This is a genomic window from Sphingomonas sp. J315, from assembly GCF_024666595.1.
Taxonomy (GTDB): Bacteria; Pseudomonadota; Alphaproteobacteria; order Sphingomonadales; family Sphingomonadaceae; genus Sphingomonas.
This window is the reverse complement of sequence record NZ_CP088296.1, coordinates 3,527,690-3,545,038: the sequence shown is the minus strand read 5'-3', so window position 1 is coordinate 3,545,038 and position 17,349 is coordinate 3,527,690. Positions and strand designations below refer to the sequence as shown.

At 66.1% G+C, this 17,349-nt stretch carries 13 protein-coding genes, 1 tRNA gene and 3 pseudogenes; 4 read left to right on the top strand and 13 right to left on the bottom strand.

The annotated features are described in order from the left end of the window. Nucleotides 1-59: 59 nt before the first annotated feature. Nucleotides 60-254: pseudogene (locus LRS08_RS17960) on the top strand (hypothetical protein); the annotation flags it as partial. Nucleotides 255-318: 64 nt separating this feature from the next. Continuing rightward, complete coding sequence (locus LRS08_RS17955; RefSeq protein ID WP_260481078.1) at nt 319-1,626, top strand: sensor histidine kinase KdpD; 1,308 nt, start codon at nt 319-321, stop codon at nt 1,624-1,626. Between the two features lie 82 nt (nt 1,627-1,708). Here LRS08_RS17955 and LRS08_RS17950 read toward each other — a convergent pair. The 9 genes and pseudogenes from LRS08_RS17950 to LRS08_RS17910 form a co-directional block, all read right to left on the bottom strand. Beyond that, a pseudogene (locus tag LRS08_RS17950) lies at nt 1,709-3,719 on the bottom strand (biotin carboxylase N-terminal domain-containing protein). Further along, nucleotides 3,719-4,021 (bottom strand): hypothetical protein, encoded by a 303-nt coding sequence (locus tag LRS08_RS17945; RefSeq protein ID WP_257845890.1) that lies wholly within the window; start codon nt 4,019-4,021, stop codon nt 3,719-3,721. The pseudogene LRS08_RS17950 and the gene LRS08_RS17945 overlap by 1 nt, the downstream one beginning before the upstream one ends. Further along, nucleotides 4,018-5,012, bottom strand: a pseudogene (bioB, locus tag LRS08_RS17940) (biotin synthase BioB). The gene LRS08_RS17945 and the pseudogene bioB overlap by 4 nt, the downstream one beginning before the upstream one ends. Next, on the bottom strand, nt 5,009-7,147 hold the full coding sequence (gene scpA, locus LRS08_RS17935) for a methylmalonyl-CoA mutase (protein ID WP_257845892.1): 2,139 nt from the start codon (nt 7,145-7,147) through the stop codon (nt 5,009-5,011). Before scpA ends, bioB begins: the two are co-directional and overlap by 4 nt. 160 nt (nt 7,148-7,307) lie before the next feature. Then, nucleotides 7,308-8,087 carry an enoyl-CoA hydratase-related protein gene (locus LRS08_RS17930; protein WP_257845893.1) on the bottom strand — a complete coding sequence of 260 codons (780 nt, stop codon included), beginning with the start codon at nt 8,085-8,087 and terminating at the stop codon, nt 7,308-7,310. Beyond that, nucleotides 8,084-8,506 carry a methylmalonyl-CoA epimerase gene (gene mce / locus LRS08_RS17925; RefSeq protein ID WP_257845894.1) on the bottom strand — a complete coding sequence of 141 codons (423 nt, stop codon included), beginning with the start codon at nt 8,504-8,506 and terminating at the stop codon, nt 8,084-8,086. The genes LRS08_RS17930 and mce overlap by 4 nt, the downstream gene beginning before the upstream one ends. A 16-nt stretch (nt 8,507-8,522) precedes the next feature. After that, a complete protein-coding gene (locus tag LRS08_RS17920) occupies nt 8,523-9,305 on the bottom strand; it encodes a hypothetical protein (protein WP_257845895.1) in 783 nt (260 codons plus the stop codon). Beyond that, nucleotides 9,305-9,514 carry a hypothetical protein gene (locus tag LRS08_RS17915; protein ID WP_257845896.1) on the bottom strand — a complete coding sequence of 70 codons (210 nt, stop codon included), beginning with the start codon at nt 9,512-9,514 and terminating at the stop codon, nt 9,305-9,307. Before LRS08_RS17915 ends, LRS08_RS17920 begins: the two co-directional genes overlap by 1 nt. A 9-nt stretch (nt 9,515-9,523) precedes the next feature. Continuing rightward, on the bottom strand, nt 9,524-11,050 hold the full coding sequence (locus LRS08_RS17910; RefSeq protein WP_260481077.1) for an acyl-CoA carboxylase subunit beta: 1,527 nt from the start codon (nt 11,048-11,050) through the stop codon (nt 9,524-9,526). Between the two features lie 115 nt (nt 11,051-11,165). On the opposite strand from LRS08_RS17910, the gene LRS08_RS17905 reads away from it, so the two are divergent. Next, complete coding sequence (locus LRS08_RS17905) at nt 11,166-12,593, top strand: short-chain fatty acyl-CoA regulator family protein (protein ID WP_312026632.1); 1,428 nt, start codon at nt 11,166-11,168, stop codon at nt 12,591-12,593. Between the two features lie 219 nt (nt 12,594-12,812). Here LRS08_RS17905 and LRS08_RS17900 read toward each other — a convergent pair. After that, a tRNA-Arg gene (locus tag LRS08_RS17900) sits at nt 12,813-12,889 on the bottom strand. Between the two features lie 84 nt (nt 12,890-12,973). Between LRS08_RS17900 and LRS08_RS17895 the strand changes: the two genes are divergently transcribed. After that, nucleotides 12,974-13,465: a hypothetical protein gene (locus LRS08_RS17895; RefSeq protein WP_260481076.1), complete on the top strand. Its 492-nt coding sequence runs from the start codon at nt 12,974-12,976 to the stop codon at nt 13,463-13,465. Between the two features lie 3 nt (nt 13,466-13,468). Here LRS08_RS17895 and LRS08_RS17890 read toward each other — a convergent pair whose 3' ends face one another. The 3 genes from LRS08_RS17890 to hemB all read right to left on the bottom strand — a co-directional run bounded on the left by LRS08_RS17890 (nt 13,469) and on the right by hemB (nt 17,265). Beyond that, nucleotides 13,469-15,724 (bottom strand): fused MFS/spermidine synthase, encoded by a 2,256-nt coding sequence (locus LRS08_RS17890; protein WP_257845898.1) that lies wholly within the window; start codon nt 15,722-15,724, stop codon nt 13,469-13,471. Between the two features lie 69 nt (nt 15,725-15,793). Further along, entirely contained in the window at nt 15,794-16,279 is a 486-nt protein-coding gene (locus LRS08_RS17885; RefSeq protein ID WP_260481075.1) for a GNAT family N-acetyltransferase, read from the bottom strand. Next, on the bottom strand, nt 16,276-17,265 hold the full coding sequence (gene hemB / locus LRS08_RS17880) for a porphobilinogen synthase (RefSeq protein ID WP_257845900.1): 990 nt from the start codon (nt 17,263-17,265) through the stop codon (nt 16,276-16,278). The genes LRS08_RS17885 and hemB overlap by 4 nt, the downstream gene beginning before the upstream one ends. Between the last annotated feature and the right edge of the window lie 84 nt (nt 17,266-17,349).

Genomic DNA, 17,349 nt, shown 5'->3' with positions numbered 1-17,349 from the left:
AGCCTTAACCCGAACCCCGCCAATTCCGCACTTGGCCCGGCTCTTGCGTTAAGGCTAGCATGTTCGCGCGCATCAAACGCCTGTTCACGATCAAGACCCGATTCGAGGCGTTCCTCGTCATCTATGGTCTCGGGCTGGGGGCGGTCGACCGCGGGACGCATTATCTGGAGCAATATCCGGGCTGGGGCGGATGGGTGCTTTTCGCGCTCTGCCCCATCGCGGTGTTCATGGCCGGCGGACGAATCCTCGATTCTGCTCGATGCCGGGATCGAATAGAGTTTGAACGGCCGTGGGGGCGGCCGGAATGGGGAGACAAAGGTGCGGTTGTTTCGGGGCATGTTCACGGCGCTGGCGGCGCAGGCATTGCTGATCGTGGCCGTGGCGGGCGGGGGCCTGCTGTGGAACGTCCATACCAGCAGCGAACGGTTGCTGCGCAATCGCGACGCCGAGCATCTCGAGACATTTGCCGCGCTCGCTGGTGAAGCGGCGGCGGCGGGCAAGCCATTCGACCGGATCATCGCCGACCTCGACCGCCGCGACCCCCTGATCCTCGGTAATCGCGTTGCATTTGTCGGCGATGGCGATCGCCTTCTCGCCGGCCCCGCCGCCGGCCCCGCGCTGGTCGAGCGTCCTGTGGTGGTCGATGGCCGCACCGTTGCGCGCGCGCGCGTCGTTCGCCCGCCGCTGTTGACCGACCGCGACCGCACGCTGATGCGCGACCATTATATCGGCATTGGCGCGATCTTGGCAGGCGTCCTCGCCCTGTTGCTTGGCGCGGCCTATTGGCTCGCCGGGCGCTGGGCGAAGCCGCAGCGTGAGCTGCTGCGCCTCAGTCATGAGGTCGCCGACGGCGATGGCGACATCTATTTCGATGAGCACGGCCCGCGTGAGATCGTCGGCACGATGCGCAATCTGCGCCGCATCGCCAACCGCTTCGAGCGGATCGAGACCGCGCGCCGCACCTGGCTGGTGATGATCGCCGAGGAGCTGCGCGAGCCGATCGCCTCGCTCGGCGGCCATCTCGCGGAACTGCAGGAGGCGCTCACCGCCGAACCCGAGTTCAAGGCGGCGATCGAATCCGACCAGAACCGCCTCGCCCGCATGGCCGAGGACCTCCACGCGGTCGCGCTCGCCGATCTCGGCCGCCTGCCGCTACGCTTCGCCGATGTCGATCCGCGCGCGCTGATCCACAACACGATTTGGAGCCACGGCAAGCGCGCCGAGGCGGCGGGCGTGCGGCTCGAAACGAGCAACCTGCCGCCCTACACCATCCTGGTGAAGTGGGACGCCGAGCGGATCGAGCAGTTGTTCGGGGCGCTGATCGAAAATTCGATGCGCTATGTCCCGCGTGGCGGACGGATCGTCCTCGGCCTCGAAAGCCAGAAGGATGCGTGGCGACTGATCGTCGACGACAACGCCCCGGGCATCGACGTCGACCTCGCCCAACAGTTGTTCGAGCCCTTTTACCGTGCCAATGCAAAGGACACGCCGGGCGGCTCTGGCCGCAGCCTCGCCACCGCGCGCGCCATCGTCGAGGGGCATCACGGCCGGATCGAGGCGAGCAACTCCCCGATCGGCGGCCTGCGCATCACCGTAGTGCTGCCCGCAAGCCCGCCAATGGCCTGATGCATCTTCTCAGCCCCTCCCGCTTGCGGGAGGGTGGGGAGGGTCTTCTTCTGTTTCTTCGTAGAGAGCGCGTCTCCGCGCCTTACTCGAATTCCAGGATCGCCGCATCCACCGCCAGGCTGTCGCCAGCGGCAAAGTTGATCGCCTTGACCACGCCCGATTTCTCGGCGCGCAGGATATTCTCCATCTTCATCGCCTCGACCACCGCCAGCGGCTGTCCGGCCTCCACCTTCTCGCCTTCGCCCACCTCGATCCGGGTCAGCAGCCCCGGCATCGGCGCGAGCAGGAAGCGGCTCATGTCGGGCGGGATCTTCTCGATCATGTGCCGCGCCAGTTGGGCGACGCGCGGGGAATGGACGGTCACCTTGTGCGTCGCCCCGCGCGTGGCCAGCGTCCAGCCCGCCCGCGTCCGTGCAACCCGCACCGCTAACGAAGCATCGCCCGATCGCGCCACTGCCAGCCGATCGCCTGGCGACCATTCGATATCGCCCGCAACCAGCACGTCATCGACCACCGCGCCATCGCCCAGTGTCACCGCATGGTCGATCCCACCGATCCGCACCACCCAGTCGCATGAAGTCGCCGGATTCGCGCCCAACTGCCCCGAAATCTGCGCCGCGCGCTCCGCCTGACGCCAGTGTACCGCTGCTGCCACCGCCGCGAGCTGTCGCGTCAGTCCCGCGTCGGCAGGAGCGCCTTCGAACCCGTCGGGATATTCCTCGGCGATGAACCCGGTGGTCAGCGCGCCAGACCGGAAGCGCGGATGCTGCATCAGCGCGGAGAGGAAATCGACACTATGGCCAAGCCCGTCGATCTCGAACGCATCGAGCGCAGCCACCTGCAGATCCGCCGCCGCGTCGCGCGTCGGACCCCAGGTGATCAGCTTGGCGATCATCGGGTCATAGAACATGCTGACCTCGCCCCCCTCGACGACGCCATCGTCGACCCGGACGTACCCCTCACCGCCCACATCGCCATAGGGCGTCTCCTGCGCCTCAGGCGGCGCATAGCGCACCAACCGCCCGGTGCTCGGCAGGAACCCGCGATACGGATCCTCGGCATAGACGCGGTTCTCGATCGCCCAGCCGGTCAGCGTGACCTCATCCTGCGTGAACGCCAGCTTCTCCCCCCGCCGCCACGCGGATCATCTGCTCGACCAGATCGAGCCCCGTGATCGCCTCGGTTACCGGATGCTCGACCTGAAGCCGGGTATTCATCTCAAGGAAGTAGAAGCCCTCCCCGGTCTTGTCGGCACCGGAAACGATCAGCTCGACGGTGCCCGCGCTGTAATATCCAACCGCCCGCGCCAGCGCGACCGCCTGCTCGCCCATCTTGCGGCGCATCTCGGGCGTGACGAAGGGCGAGGGCGCTTCCTCGACCACCTTCTGGTGCCGCCGCTGGATCGAACATTCGCGCTCGCCCAGATAGACGATGTTGCCATGCTGATCGCCGATCAGCTGGATCTCGATATGGCGCGGCTGTTCGATGAACTTCTCGATGAACACGCGATCATCGCCGAACGACGCCAGCCCCTCGCGCTTGGTCGCCTCAAAGCCCTCGCGAACGTCCTGCTCGCTCCACGCCAGCCGCATCCCCTTGCCGCCGCCGCCGGCCGAGGCCTTCATCATCACCGGATAGCCGATATCGGTAGCGATCCGCACCGCCTCGTCGGTATCGGCGATCTCGCCCAGATAGCCGGGGACGACATTGACCCCCGCCGCCTTGGCGAGCTTCTTGGACTCGATCTTGTCCCCCATCGCCGCGATCGCATTCGCCGGCGGCCCGACAAAGGCGATCCCCGCCTCCGCACACGCCTTGGCAAAGCTCTCGCGCTCCGACAGGAATCCGTAACCCGGATGGATCCCGTCCGCGCCCGTCGCCTTGGCCGCGGCAAGGATCAGCTCCGCCTTGAGATAGCTCTCCGCCGCCGGCGCCGGCCCCAGCCGCACCGCCTCATCCGCCATCAACACATGCGGCGCACGCGCATCGGCATCGGAATAGACCGCGACCGTCGCAATCCCCATCCGCTTGGCGGTGCGGAACACGCGGCACGCAATCTCGCCGCGATTGGCGACCAGGATTTTCTTGAACATCAGAACTTACTTTCCGGATTTGCCACCTGATGAGGAACAAGCGCCCAGCGCCACAACAACGACAGCGGTAGAAGCCAGACCACGAGTGCGAGGATCGAAACCCAACCGTAGCCTGGGGTGAATAGGGCCCCGCTCACGACCAGAACGAAGTAGGCCATCGCCCCGATACCAAGCCACAAAACGCTACCAATGATGCCCAGCACCACCCTGCCCCATACGGGGACAGCCTGAGAAACTGCATCTAACTCAGAAGCACGTCGATCGACATTGGCGTTCGCAGAGGCGTCATGGCGGTAGATCACTCCGCCGCCTCCAGCTCCGCCTTCATCTCAGCCTGCATCGCCCGCATCCCCAGCCGCGCGAACAGTGCCGCGTCCTTGTCGTCCCCGGCATTGCCGGTGGTCAGCAGCTTGTCGCCGGTGAAGATCGAATTCGCCCCGGCCATGAAGCACAAAGCCTGCGTCTCATCGCTCATGCTCTCGCGCCCGGCGGACAGCCGCACCATCGATTCCGGCATCGTGATCCGCGCCACCGCGACCGTGCGCACGAACTCGATCTGGTCGATCTTCGCCAGCGGCGTGTCATGGAGCATGTCACCCAGCACCGTGCCCTTGACCGGCACCAGCGCGTTCACCGGCACGCTCTCGGGATGCTTGGGCAGCGTCGCCAGCGCATGGATAAAGCCGACGCGATCCGCCCGCGTCTCGCCCATCCCGACGATCCCGCCGCAGCACACGTTGATCCCCGCCTCGCGCACATGGTCCAGCGTTTCCAGCCGGTCCTCGAACGTCCGCGTGGTAATCACCTCGCCATAACGCTCGGGCGAGGTGTCGATATTGTGGTTGTAATAATCCAGCCCCGCATCGGCGAGCTGCGCCGCCTGCCCCTCGGTCAGCATGCCCAGAGTCATGCAGGTTTCCATGCCCATCTGGCGCACGCCCTTCACCATCTCGACGATGGCGGGCATGTCGCGGTCCTTGGGGTTGCGCCACGCCGCACCCATGCAAAAGCGCGACGAGCCATTGTCCTTGGCCTGCGCCGCCGCCTGCAGCACCGCGCGGACATCCATCAGCTTGGTCGCCTTCAGGCCCGTCTCGGCATGGGTGGACTGGTTGCAGTAGCCGCAATCCTCCGGGCACCCCCGGTCTTGATGCTCAGCAGCGTCGACAGCTGCACCTCGTTGGCCGCGAAGTGTGCGCGGTGCACGGTCGCGGCCTGATAGACCAGCTCCATGAACGGCAGGTCGAACAGCGCGGCGATCTCTTCGCGGGTCCAGTCGGTACGGGCAGTCATTCTGCGGCATCCTCTTCGGGCGGCATATTGTGGCCGAGCAGCGTAAGCACTTCTTCAGCGGCGTTCACAAGGTTCGTTCCGGGGCCAAAGATCGCCTGAACCCCCGCGTCGCGCAGCACCTGATAATCCTGCGCCGGGATCACTCCGCCCGCGATCACCTTGATATCAGGCCGCCCCGCGTCGCGCAGATGCCCGATCAGCTGGGGGATCAGCGTCTTGTGCCCCGCGGCAAGGCTCGACGCGCCGACAACGTCGACATCCTCCGCCACCGCCAGCTCGGCGGCCTCCTGCGGCGTCTGGAACAGCGGGCCGGGCACGACCTTGAACCCAAGGTCGCCGAACGCCGAGGAGACGAGGTTCGCCCCGCGATCATGTCCGTCTTGCCCCATCTTCGCGACCAGCATGCGCGGCTTGCGCCCCAGCCTCCGCTCGGTCGCGGCGACGCCGTCCTTCAGCCGCTCCCAGCGCGCGTCCGCATCATAGGCGCCGCCATAGACGCCCTTGACCGGCGTCGGCACCGTGCCGTGTCGGCCGAACACATCCTCCATCGCCAGGCTGATCTCGCCCAGCGTCGCGCGATGCCGCGCCGCCGCGACCGCCAGCTCGAGCAGGTTGGCATCGCCCCGCGCGCCCTCACGCAGCGCATCGAGCGCCGCGCGACACGCGGCATCATCGCGCGATGCTTTGACCCGCGCGATCCGCGCCACCTGCGCCTCGCGCACGGCATGGTTGTCGACGTCGAGGATGTCGATCGGGTCTTCCTCGGCCTTGCGGTATTTGTTGACCCCGACGATCACCTGCTCGCCGCGGTCGATCCGCGCGGCGGTGGCGGCGCTTGCTTCCTCGATCATCGCCTTGGGCCAGCCGGCGGCAACCGCCTTGGCCATCCCGCCCTCGGCCTCGACCCGCTCGATAATCACCCACGCCTTGTCGACCAGCTCGTTGGTCAGCGCCTCGACATAGTAGCTTCCGCCCAGCGGATCGACGACATTGGTCATGCCCGTCTCTTCCTGGATCACCAGCTGGGTATTGCGGGCGATGCGCGCGGAGAAATCGGTCGGCAGCGCGATCGCCTCGTCCAGCGCATTGGTGTGCAGGCTCTGCGTCCCGCCCAGCATCGCCGCCATCGCCTCGATCGTGGTGCGGATGACGTTGTTGTACGGGTCCTGCTCGGTCAGCGACACGCCACTGGTCTGGCAGTGGGTGCGCAGCATCTTGCTGCGCTCGTCCTTCGCGCCCAGCTGCGTCATCACGCGATGCCACAACACCCGCGCCGCCCGCAATTTAGCGACTTCCATGAAGAAGTTCATACCGATTGCGAAGAAGAAGCTGAGCCGCCCGGCGAACTTGTCGATGTCGAGGCCTGACGCGACGCCGTATTTCACATATTCCATGCCGTCGGCGATGGTGAAGGCCAGCTCCTGCACCTGCGTCGCCCCGGCCTCCTGCATATGATAGCCGGAGATCGAAATGCTGTTGAATTTCGGCATTTTAGCCGACGTATATGCAAAAATGTCCGAAATGATCCGCATCGACGGCTCGGGCGGGTAGATATAGGTATTGCGGACCATGAACTCCTTCAGAATGTCGTTCTGAATGGTCCCGTCGAGCAGGCTCTTGTCGACCCCCTGCTCCTCCCCCGCAACGATGAAGAAAGCGAGGATCGGGATCACCGCGCCGTTCATCGTCATGGAAACCGACATCTGGTCGAGCGGGATGCCGTCGAACAGGATCTTCATATCCTCGACGCTGTCGATCGCCACGCCCGCCTTGCCGACGTCACCCGTCACGCGCGGGTGGTCGCTGTCATATCCGCGATGCGTCGCCAGATCGAACGCGACCGACAGCCCCTTTTGCCCCGCCGCCAGGTTGCGCCGGTAGAAGGCGTTGGATTCCTCGGCGGTCGAAAAGCCCGCATATTGCCGGATCGTCCAGGGCCGCCCGGCATACATCGACGCCCGCACCCCGCGCGTGAACGGCGCAAATCCGGGCAGCCCCGGATCGGCGGTCACGTCCTCGGCCGTATACAGCGGCTTGACGTCAATCCCCTCCGGCGTGCGCCACGTCAGGTCGCGGCCCTTCACTTCCTTGTCGGCCAGCGCCTTCCAGTCGGCGGGGGTGGGCTTGTCGGTCAAATTCCCTCTCCCTTTGGGAGAGGGAAGGAGCCGCGCAGCGGCGGAAGGGTGAGGGTGACGATCGCGAGGTCACCCTCACCCTTCCCACCCGGCTGCGCCGGGCGGGCCCCTTCCCTCTCCCAAGCGGAGAGGGAGGCTTGGCACATCGTCAGCGTCATCATCACTTACCCTTGAACTCCGGCGCGCGCTTGCCGAGGAACGCCATCACGCCTTCGCGGAAATCCTCGGTCTTGCCCGCGATGCGCTGATGCGCCGCCTCGACGCTCAGCGTCTCCGACAGCGTGTTGTTGAGCGCCGCCTTCACCTGCGCCCGGATCAGGCCCAGCGCGACAGTCGGCTTGGCGGCAAGCGTCGCGGCGAGCTTCCCCGCCTCCGCCATCAGCGCATCGTCCGCGACCACGCGCGCGACCAGCCCCGCATCCTTGGCGTCATCGGCGAACATCTTCTCGCCCAGCAGCGCCATCTCCAGCGCCTTGGCCCGCCCCGCCGACTTGGCGACCAGCCAGGTCGCGCCGCAATCGGGCACCAGCCCGATATTGCTGAATGCCAGCAGCAGATAGGCGCTCTTCGCCATCACCACGATATCGCCGCCCAGCGCGATTCCGACGCCCGCCCCCGCCGCCGGCCCGTTGATCGCGGTCACGATCGGGATCGGCAGCTTCGACAACGTCTCGGCGAGCGGGTTGTAGTGGAACTCCAGGCTCTCCGCCGGGTCGACCGGCCCCTGATCCATCCGCCCGGCCAGGTCCGCGCCCGAACAGAATGCCCGCCCCTCCCCGGTCAGCAGCACCGCCCGCGCGCCCTCATTCACCGCGCGCAGCAGCGACGCGCGGATCAGGTCGAGCATGTCGAACGTCACCGCGTTCAGCCGGTCGGGCCGGTTGAGCCGGATCGTCGCGACGCCACTGTCGAGGCTGTAAAGGACGGTCTCGTCGGTCAATGCGCCTCTCCCTTCGGCGTTTCCATGATCTCGGTCAGCACCCCGCCCATGTCGCGCGGGTGGACGAAGAAGATCGGCGTCCCATGCGCCCCGATCCGCGGCTCACCCAGCACCCGCGCGCCCCTAGCCTCGAACCACGATTTGGCTTCGTGGATGTCAGGCACCTCGTAACAGACATGATGCTGCCCGCCCGCCGGGTTCTTTGCCAGAAACCCGTGGATCGGCGAGTCCGCGCCCAGCGGCTCGATCAGCTCGATCTGCGTATTCGGCGTATCGACGAAGCACACCTTCACCCCCTGCGCGGGCAGGTCGAAGGGTTCGTGGATCGTCCCCGCGCCCATCACGTCGCGATAGAAAGCGATGCTGTCCGCAATCGAAGGCGTCGCAACGCCGATATGGTTGAGGCGGCCGAGTTTCATGGCATCATTCCCGGGTTCAGCACGACAGCCGCGACTCCTTCTGAAGCGGGACGAACTTGCCATCGCGATATTCATAGCGTTCGACGAACTTCGCCGTCCCGCTCGCCTGCACCGCGAACGACTTGCCCTTCACGATATCGACGATCTCGCCCTCCAGCTTGCTCAGCGGTTCGCCGCCAAAGGTCTTGCCGGTCGCCTCATCGACCGCGCCCTCGTTTGACGCCGACAGCCAGATGCGCTCCGACTGGACCGGCCCGTCGGGCTTCAATTCGGTGATCGACGCGCCACCGCACGAATAGCCCTGCGCGGTGTCGCCGCTTTCGACATAGATGGCGGGATTGTCGGTGAACTCATTCGTCACCCGCCATTCCGGCTCCGCACCCCAGCCCGAGCCACGCACCAGCGTCGGCCACTTCCCGGTCACCGCGAAGCCGTCGCCCTGAGGCTTGAGATAGGCAATCGCCAGCGCCCCCGAACAGGCATGACAGTCGGACTCATTCGCCCCGGGGCTCAGCAGCACCGCAATGTCGCCGATCCACAGCAACTGACCCGGCGTCACGTTGATGACCCCGGCATCGTCCTCCTGCACCTGCGCCGCACCATCCTTGCCATAGGTCGTGCGGAAGGCGAGCTTGAGCTGTTCCGCCTCAGGCAAGGCGCGCACACCGGTTGCACTCGGGGTCGCAGACGGCGTCGCCGCGGTCGCGTTGCCGCTATCGGGTTCCTGCTGGCAGCCCGCCAGCAGCGCTACCGCGCCCGCTAGAGTGAAAAGGACATAGGTGAGCCGACGGGGAGTCATCAGACCTTCTCCGCAACAAGCAGCATGCCGAATGCCGCAAAAACGAGAAAACCAGCGGTTCCGCCAACCACTCCAGCCCACCAAAGCCAAGGGTAGGACTCCTCGCCTTCTCCAATACCAAGGCGCACCGTCCGCTCGTTTGTACGAAGCAATTTGAACGCCAGAAAACCGCTACCGAGGGCCAAATAGAATGGTGCAAAGAGTTCCATCACCACACCCTAAAGCGGAATATTGTCATGCTTCTTCCACGGATTTTCGAGGCTCTTGTTCCTCAGCTTCCGTAGCCCCAGCGCGATCCGCCGCCGGGTCGAATGCGGCATGATCACCTCGTCGACAAACCCCTTGCTCGCCGCGACGAACGGGTTGGCGAAGCGCGCCTCATATTCCGCCGTCTTCTCGGCGATCTCTTCCGGCGTGCGCCCGCGAAAGATGATCTCGACCGCGCCCTTGGCGCCCATCACCGCGATCTCCGCCGTCGGCCAGGCATAGTTCAGATCGCCGCGCAGATGCTTCGACGCCATCACATCATACGCGCCGCCATAGGCCTTGCGCGTGATCACCGTGATCTTGGACACGGTCGCCTCGGCATAGGCGAACAGCAGTTTCGCGCCATGCTTGATGATGCCGCTATGCTCCTGCCCGACGCCCGGCAGGAAGCCCGGCACGTCGACAAAGGTCACGATCGGAATCTCGAACGCATCGCAGAAGCGCACGAACCGCGCCGCCTTCTTGCTCGAATTGATGTCGAGCACCCCGGCCAGCACCATTGGCTGGTTCGCGACGATACCGACGGTCCGCCCCTCGATCCGCCCAAAGCCGATGATGATGTTGCCGGCATGCGCCGGCTGCACTTCGAAGAAGTCGCCCTCGTCCACCGTTTTGCGGATCAACTCATGCATGTCATAGGGCTGGTTGGCGCTCGGCGGGATCAGCGTGTCGAGGCTGTCCTCGATACGATCCCACGGGTCGGTGCACGGCCGCTCGGGCACGCTCTCGCGATTGCTCGCGGGAAGGAAGTCCACGAAGTCGCGCGCCGCCAGCAGCGCCTCGATGTCATTCTCGAACGCCACATCGGCAACGCCCGACTTCGTGGTATGCGTCACAGCTCCGCCCAGTTCCTCCTGCGTGACGATCTCGTTGGTAACGGTCTTCACTACATCCGGGCCGGTGACGAACATGTACGATGAATCCTTCACCATGAAGATGAAGTCGGTCATCGCGGGAGAATAAACGGCCCCGCCTGCGCAAGGACCCATGATCAGCGAAATCTGCGGCACCACGCCAGACGCCAGCACATTGCGCTGGAACACCTCGGCATAGCCGGCGAGCGACGCGACGCCCTCCTGAATGCGCGCGCCGCCGCTGTCGTTCAGGCCGATCACCGGCGCGCCGACCTTCATCGCCATGTCCATGATCTTGCAGATCTTCTGCGCGTGCCGTTCGGAAAGCGACCCGCCGAACACGGTGAAGTCCTGGCTGAACACGAAGACGAGGCGGCCGTTGATCGTGCCGCTGCCAGTGACCACGCCGTCACCCGGCACAACCTGATCGGGCATCCCGAAATCGACGCAATTATGCTCGACATACATGTCCAGCTCTTCGAACGATCCCTCGTCGAGCAGCACTTCCAGCCGCTCGCGCGCGGTCAGCTTGCCCTTGGCATGCTGCGCGTCGATCCGCTTCTGCCCGCCGCCCAGCCGGGCCGCGGCGCGGCGGCGTTCGAGTTCCTCGATCGTCGAAGACATTGCCTTGCTCCCTGGGCTCTACCCCCTGCCCCGCGTCCCTGCACAGGACACCCGCGCACATGCAAATGCAATGTTGCGAAGTTGCATCTTACAACTCCGCATATATGGTGAAGTCATGGAGCAACGCCGCCGCCTCTTCGCCGGAACGCGGGTCCGCGACCTGCGCAAGCGCCTGTCCCTGCCCCAGGCGGCGCTCGCCGCGCGGCTCGGCGTCTCGGTCAGTTACCTCTCGCAGATCGAGAATGAGGAACGCCCGCTCACCCCGCCGGTGCTGGTCGCGCTCAGCCGCGAGTTTCCCGATCTATGGGGCGAAGTCGGCAGCGACGACGGAACCGCCGAACTGATCCGCGCGATCGAGGCAGCGACCGACACCAGCATCGCAGCAGGGACGCTCGACGAAGCCGCAGTGCAGCGTGGGGTCGAGAAACACCCCGGCCTCACCCGCCGCATGGTCGCGCTGCACGATGCGTGGCGGCGCGCCCAGGCGCAGCTGCGCGTGCTCGACGACAAGGTCGAGAGCGGTGCCGGGCGCGGGGGCGCGCTGCCATGGGAGGCGGTGCGCGACTGGTATCAGGCCGAAGGAAACTACATCGATCCGCTCGACCGCGCGGCGGAGACGCTGGCAGACAGCTTCGACCATCCCCGCGCGATCGAGGATCGGCTGCGCACCTGGCACGGCATCGCGATCGATGAGGCACGTGACGACGATACGCGCCTGTCGCACTTCGATCCCGATGCGCGACGGCTGGTGATCAGCGGGGTCGTGACGCCCGAAAGCCGCGCATTCCTGCTGGCCCAGAGGCTCGCACGCCTCGAATTTTCCAACGAAATGCGCGCGGTCGCCGACGCAAGCGGGCTTGCCACACCCGCTGCACGCGAACTGCTCGCGCTCGGCCTCGCCAACTATGCCGCCGGCGCGCTGCTGATGCCCTACACCCGCTTCCGTGAGGCGGCACGTGCGCTGCGCCACGATATCGACCGGCTGCGTCAGCGCTTCGGCACCAGCTTCGAACAGGCATGCCATCGCCTTTCGACGCTCCAGCGGCCGGGCGCGCTGGGCACCCCCTTCTTCTTCTGCCGTGTCGATATGGCGGGGAACATCACCAAGCGGCACTCGGCGACGCGGCTGGAATTCGCCCGTTTCGGCGGCGCGTGCCCGCTCTGGGTGGTGCATGAGGCGGTTGCGATTCCCGACCGAATCCTGACTCAGCTGGCGGAGACGCCCGATGGCGCGCGCTACGTCATCATGGCCAAGGGGCTGGTGAAGCCTTCGGCCAGCTACGACCGCCCCCCGCGCCGCTATGCCGTGGCGCTGGGATGCGAGGAGGCGCATGCGGGCGAGTTCGTCTATGCCGATGGCCTGCGCCCGGGCGGACTCGCGACACCGATCGGGACCAGCTGCCGCATCTGCCCGCGCGCGGAGTGCGACCAGCGCGCCTTCCCCCGGCGGCAAGCGAGATTCGGATCGACCCGGATGTCCGCGCGCCAGTGCCCTATATCTTCTAGGCCCGGCTATTCGGTTCGCTCGGTCGGCGGGGTATAGCCGGGGTCCGGCTCGCGACGCTTGCACCGCCGACAGGTTCGATACCCCTCGCGTGCGCGGCTGCGATTCCAGCTATGCCCACGAATCAGACAGGCAAAGCTATGAAAAATGGCCATGGAGATGCTTAACACGATCTCCACGAAGCCAATTCATGTATTTGTCGATTTGGGTAACAAGCAACAAAGCCCCGCCAACCCATTGGGATGGCGGGGCTTTGAATGGCGCACCCGGAACGATTCGAACGTCCGACCCTCAGATTCGTAGTCTGATGCTCTATCCAGCTGAGCTACGGGTGCGCAGTGGAGGGGCGCTGATAGAAGCGGTTTTCGCGAAACGCAAGCCCGTTGCGCAGAGTTTCTTCGCGGCATACACCCGCCGCGATGCGACACCTGGTCTTCCTTGCGCTCCCCCTCGCGCTGTGCGCCTGCAGCACCGTCAGCGATGGCTATCCCTCGCTCCTGCCTCGCCCGATCGAATCGCGGGACGCGGGTGAGGTGGTGCGCCCCGACCCGGTCGTGACGCCCGACGCAGCGCTGGAGTCCCGGATCACGGAACAGGTCGCTGCAGCCGATAGGATCGCAACGCGCTTCCGCTCGCTCGCGATGGAAACCGAATCGCGGGTCGCGATTGCGCGCGGGGTCGCGCCGGGTGGCGAAAGCTGGGTCGCAGCTCAGGTGGCACTGGCCGACCTCAATGGCGTGCGCGGTGAGACCGTGGCGATCGTCACGAGCCTTGAAGCGACGGCCGCCGAACGGCTGAGCGCCGGCACGCCCCCCTATCCCGCGCTCGACGCGGCAATCGCCAAACTTTCCAGCATCGCCGCCGAACAGACTGAAAAGGTTCAGGCGCTCGAGGATGCCCTGGCCGAGTAACTCTCAGGGCAGATCCTTGTTCAGGCTGCGCAACACCGGCAGAATCGTCGCATAATCGTCGGTCCAGGGGGTAAAGTCAGCCCGACCCTCCAGGCGTCGCCAGCCTTCCCCGCGTGCGGTCAGCTGCGCCAGCTTCTCGGGCGAGCGCGACAGTGCGATCCAGTCCGACGTAGCCGCCTCGTTCAGCTCCTCGATCAGCGCCGGGTGATAGGTCAGCTGCGCTGCCGACCATCCGCCCAGCTTCGCCGCGCGCTCGACCACCGGCTCCAGCGACAGGAACCGGTTCGAGATATGGACGAGCAACAGCCCGTCCTTGGCCAGCACGCGATCATAGGTCGCGAACGCCTCCAGCGTCATCAGATGCATCGGCACCGCGTCGGAGGAAAAGGCGTCCAGCACGAGCAGATCGAGACTGTGTGCCGGCTCTTCCACCAGCCGCAACCGCGCATCGCCCAATATGATCTTCGCGTCGGGCAGGCATTGCTCAAGGAATCGGAACGGCCCGCGCGCCAGATCGACCACCGCCGGATCGATCTCGTAGAAGCGCCACGACTGGCCCGGCTTGGCATAACAGGCGAGCGTCCCGGTCCCCAGCCCGACCACGCCGACCCGCGCGTTGGGGCCATAAAGCGGCGGCAACGCCTGCATCGCCTGCCCCACCCCCGATCCGGGGACATAATAGGTAGTCGGCAGCTTCAGCCGCTCGGGATTCCCCTCCAGCTGGACGCCGTGCAGCGTCGTGCCGTGCGCCAGCCGCTTCTGATCGGCGAGGTCGGTGATCGTATAGACGCCGAAGTATGACCGCGTCCGCAGATCGCCCTGCCAGCTCATCGCGATCGAGCGGAACCCGCCGAACAGGAACAGCGCGCCGGCCAGCACGATCATGAACGGTACCCGCATGCCCACGGTGAACAGCCCGATCACCGCCAGCGTCAGATACAGGATCCCGGCCTGCCTCTCGCCAAGAAGGTCCGACCCCTTCGAGACGCCGAACCAGACGATCAGCGCGACGATCAGCGCAATGGCAAGGATACGGACCCGCCGCCCCTGCCCCGGTTCACCCCAGAGCCGCTGAAAGAACGGCAACAGCCATTCCTGCGGCACCAGCAACCCGGCGGCGAGGATCAGGATCGGATATTCATAGGTCCAGTCGAACACCAAGGGCGCGACCAAAGCCGCGAACACCCCGCCCAACGCCCCGCCCACCGACATCGCGAGGTAGAATCCGGTCAGCCGATCCGGCTCGGGCCGTAGATCGTACATATGCGTGTGCAGCGCGACCGCGACCATGAACAGCAGCGCCAGCGCCATCAGCGCATTCAGCTCGGGATTGGCGTTGTGCCCGGCGATCATCAGCCCGCCGAACAACAGGATCGTGATCGGCGCGAACCGGGTCAGCACCACCGCCACCGCGCGCCGCGTCGCGAACGCAATCGTAAAGCTCAGCAGATACAGGCCCAGCGGCAGCACCCACAGCATCGGCACCGCAACGATATCGGTCGTCAGAAAGCTCGACGTCGCCAGCATCAGCCCAGAGGGGACAAAGGCCAGCGCGATCCAGTGCGCCACGCGCCGCTTCGACGGCGGCGCACTGGTCGCATGGACATGCGGCTCGTCCGCCACCTTGCGCGGCAACAGCAGCGCGCACGCCGCGACCGCGACGAACACCAGCGCATAGCCACCGGTCCACAGCCAGCTTTGCGCATGCAGCGCCATCCCCGGCTCGACCAGCAGCGGATAGGCGATCAACCCGCCGAAACTCCCGACATTCGACGCGGCATAGAGCGCGTAGGGATCGCGCCCGCCCGAAGCTGCGGCGAACCAGCGCTGCAGCAACGGCGCCTGCGCCGAGATCGCGAAAAACAATGGCCCAATCGACGCGGCAAGCAACCACGGCACCCACACCGCCGGCTCGGCATCCGCCGGCATCTGCATCGCCATCAGCCCGATCGGCAGCCAAAGCGCCGCAACCGCAAGCACCGCCAGATGGATCATCGCCTGCCGCCGCACCGGCACCCGGCCCAGCCAGTGCGCATATGCATAGCCACCCAGCAGCAGCGCCTGATAGATCAGCATCGCGCTGTTCCAAACAGCGGGCGCGCCGCCGAGCCGCGGCAGCGCCATCCGCGCGATCATCGGCTGGACCAGGAACAGCAGGAAGCTGCCGAGCAGGATCGTGACGACGAACAGCGGGCCGCCTACGCCCTTCAGCCATCCGGGCGCGCCCGGCTGTGGTTCGGCGACTGCTTCGGCGCTCATCGCCTCCCCTTCTCTCACGCTATACTGACGGGGCGATTGATGCGGTAGGTGACGATGTGGCGCAAGGGGTCATCCGCCGCAAAGGCGTGATGCTCGAAATCGCCCCCCCGCGACATAGGTCATGCCGAGCCGCTCCATCATCGCCCGGCTGGCGGCATTGCGCTGCGAGGTGATCGCCACGATGTGCGCGACATCAAGATTGACCCAGCCCCAGTCGAGCACCGCGACCATCGCCTCCAGCGCATAGCCCTGACGCCAGTAGCTTCGCGCGAGCATCCACCCCGCCTCGACCTGCCCCGCGATCGGGTTGGGTGGATCGCCGCGCTTGAGCCCGCAAAAGCCCATTACCGCATTATCCTCCTTGCGGATGACGCTCAGGAACCCCAGCCCCTCGTGCCGATACCCCGCATGCCGCGCCAGCGCCGCCGCGCTCGCCGCATCGTCCTTGACCGCCCCCAGATCGGCCATCACCGCCGGATCGGCCCACATCGCGTAGAGCGCCGGGTGGTCGGCCTCCACCGGCGGGCGCAGCAATAACCGCTCGGTCTCGATCATCCGCCCATCAGCCGCGCCGCATGAAGCGCGTGGTAGGACAGCACCCCGCTGCACCCGGCGCGCTTGAACGCCATCAGAGTTTCGAGCACCAGCGCGTCGCGGTCGCCCGCGCCCACCGCAGCTGCCGCCTCGATCATCGCGTACTCGCCGCTCACCTGGTACGCGAACACCGGCACTTCGAACCGCTCCTTCACGCGGCGGACGATATCTAGATATAGCAACCCCGGCTTCACCATCACGCTGTCCGCGCCTTCGTCGAGGTCGAGCGCGACCTCGCGCAGCGCCTCTTCGGCATTGGCGGGGTCCATCTGATAGGTCTTCTTGTCGCCCTTGAGCAGCCCGCGCGATCCCACCGCATCGCGGAACGGGCCGTAGAAGGCCGAGGCATATTTGGCGGCATAGGCCATGATCTGGACGTTGACGAAGCCCTCATCCTCCAGCGCCTCGCGGATCAGCCCGACCCGCCCGTCCATCATGTCGCTCGGCGCGATCACGTCCGCCCCGGCGCGCGCCTGGTTAAGCGCCTGCCCGACCAGCACCTCCGCCGTCTCGTCATTCAGAACATAGCCCGCCGCATCGACCAGCCCGTCATGGCCATGCGCAGTATAGGGGTCGAGCGCGACATCGGTCAGCACGCCGATATCCGGCACCGCATCCTTGATCGCCCGGATCGCGCGGCACATCAGATTGTCGGGATTGAGCGCCTCGCCGCCATCCTCGGTGCGCAGCTCGGGCGGCGTGTTGGGAAACAGCGCCAGGCAGGGGATCCCCGCCGCCGCCGCGCCTTTCGCCTGCGCGACGATCGCGTCGACGGACCAGCGCGACACGCCGGGCAGGCTGGCGATCGGCTCCTCGACGGCGTTGCCTTCCGTCACGAACAGCGGCCAGATCAGGTCCGCGGGGGTGAGCACCGTCTCGGCATGAAGCCGCCGGCTCCAGGCCGAACTGCGAGTGCGACGAAGGCGAAGCGCGGGATAGTGGGACATGCCCGACCTGATGCCTCCCGGCGTTGAGAGAGGCAAGCACACAATCCTCCCCCGCCAGGGGAGGTGGCGCCGAAGGCGACGGAG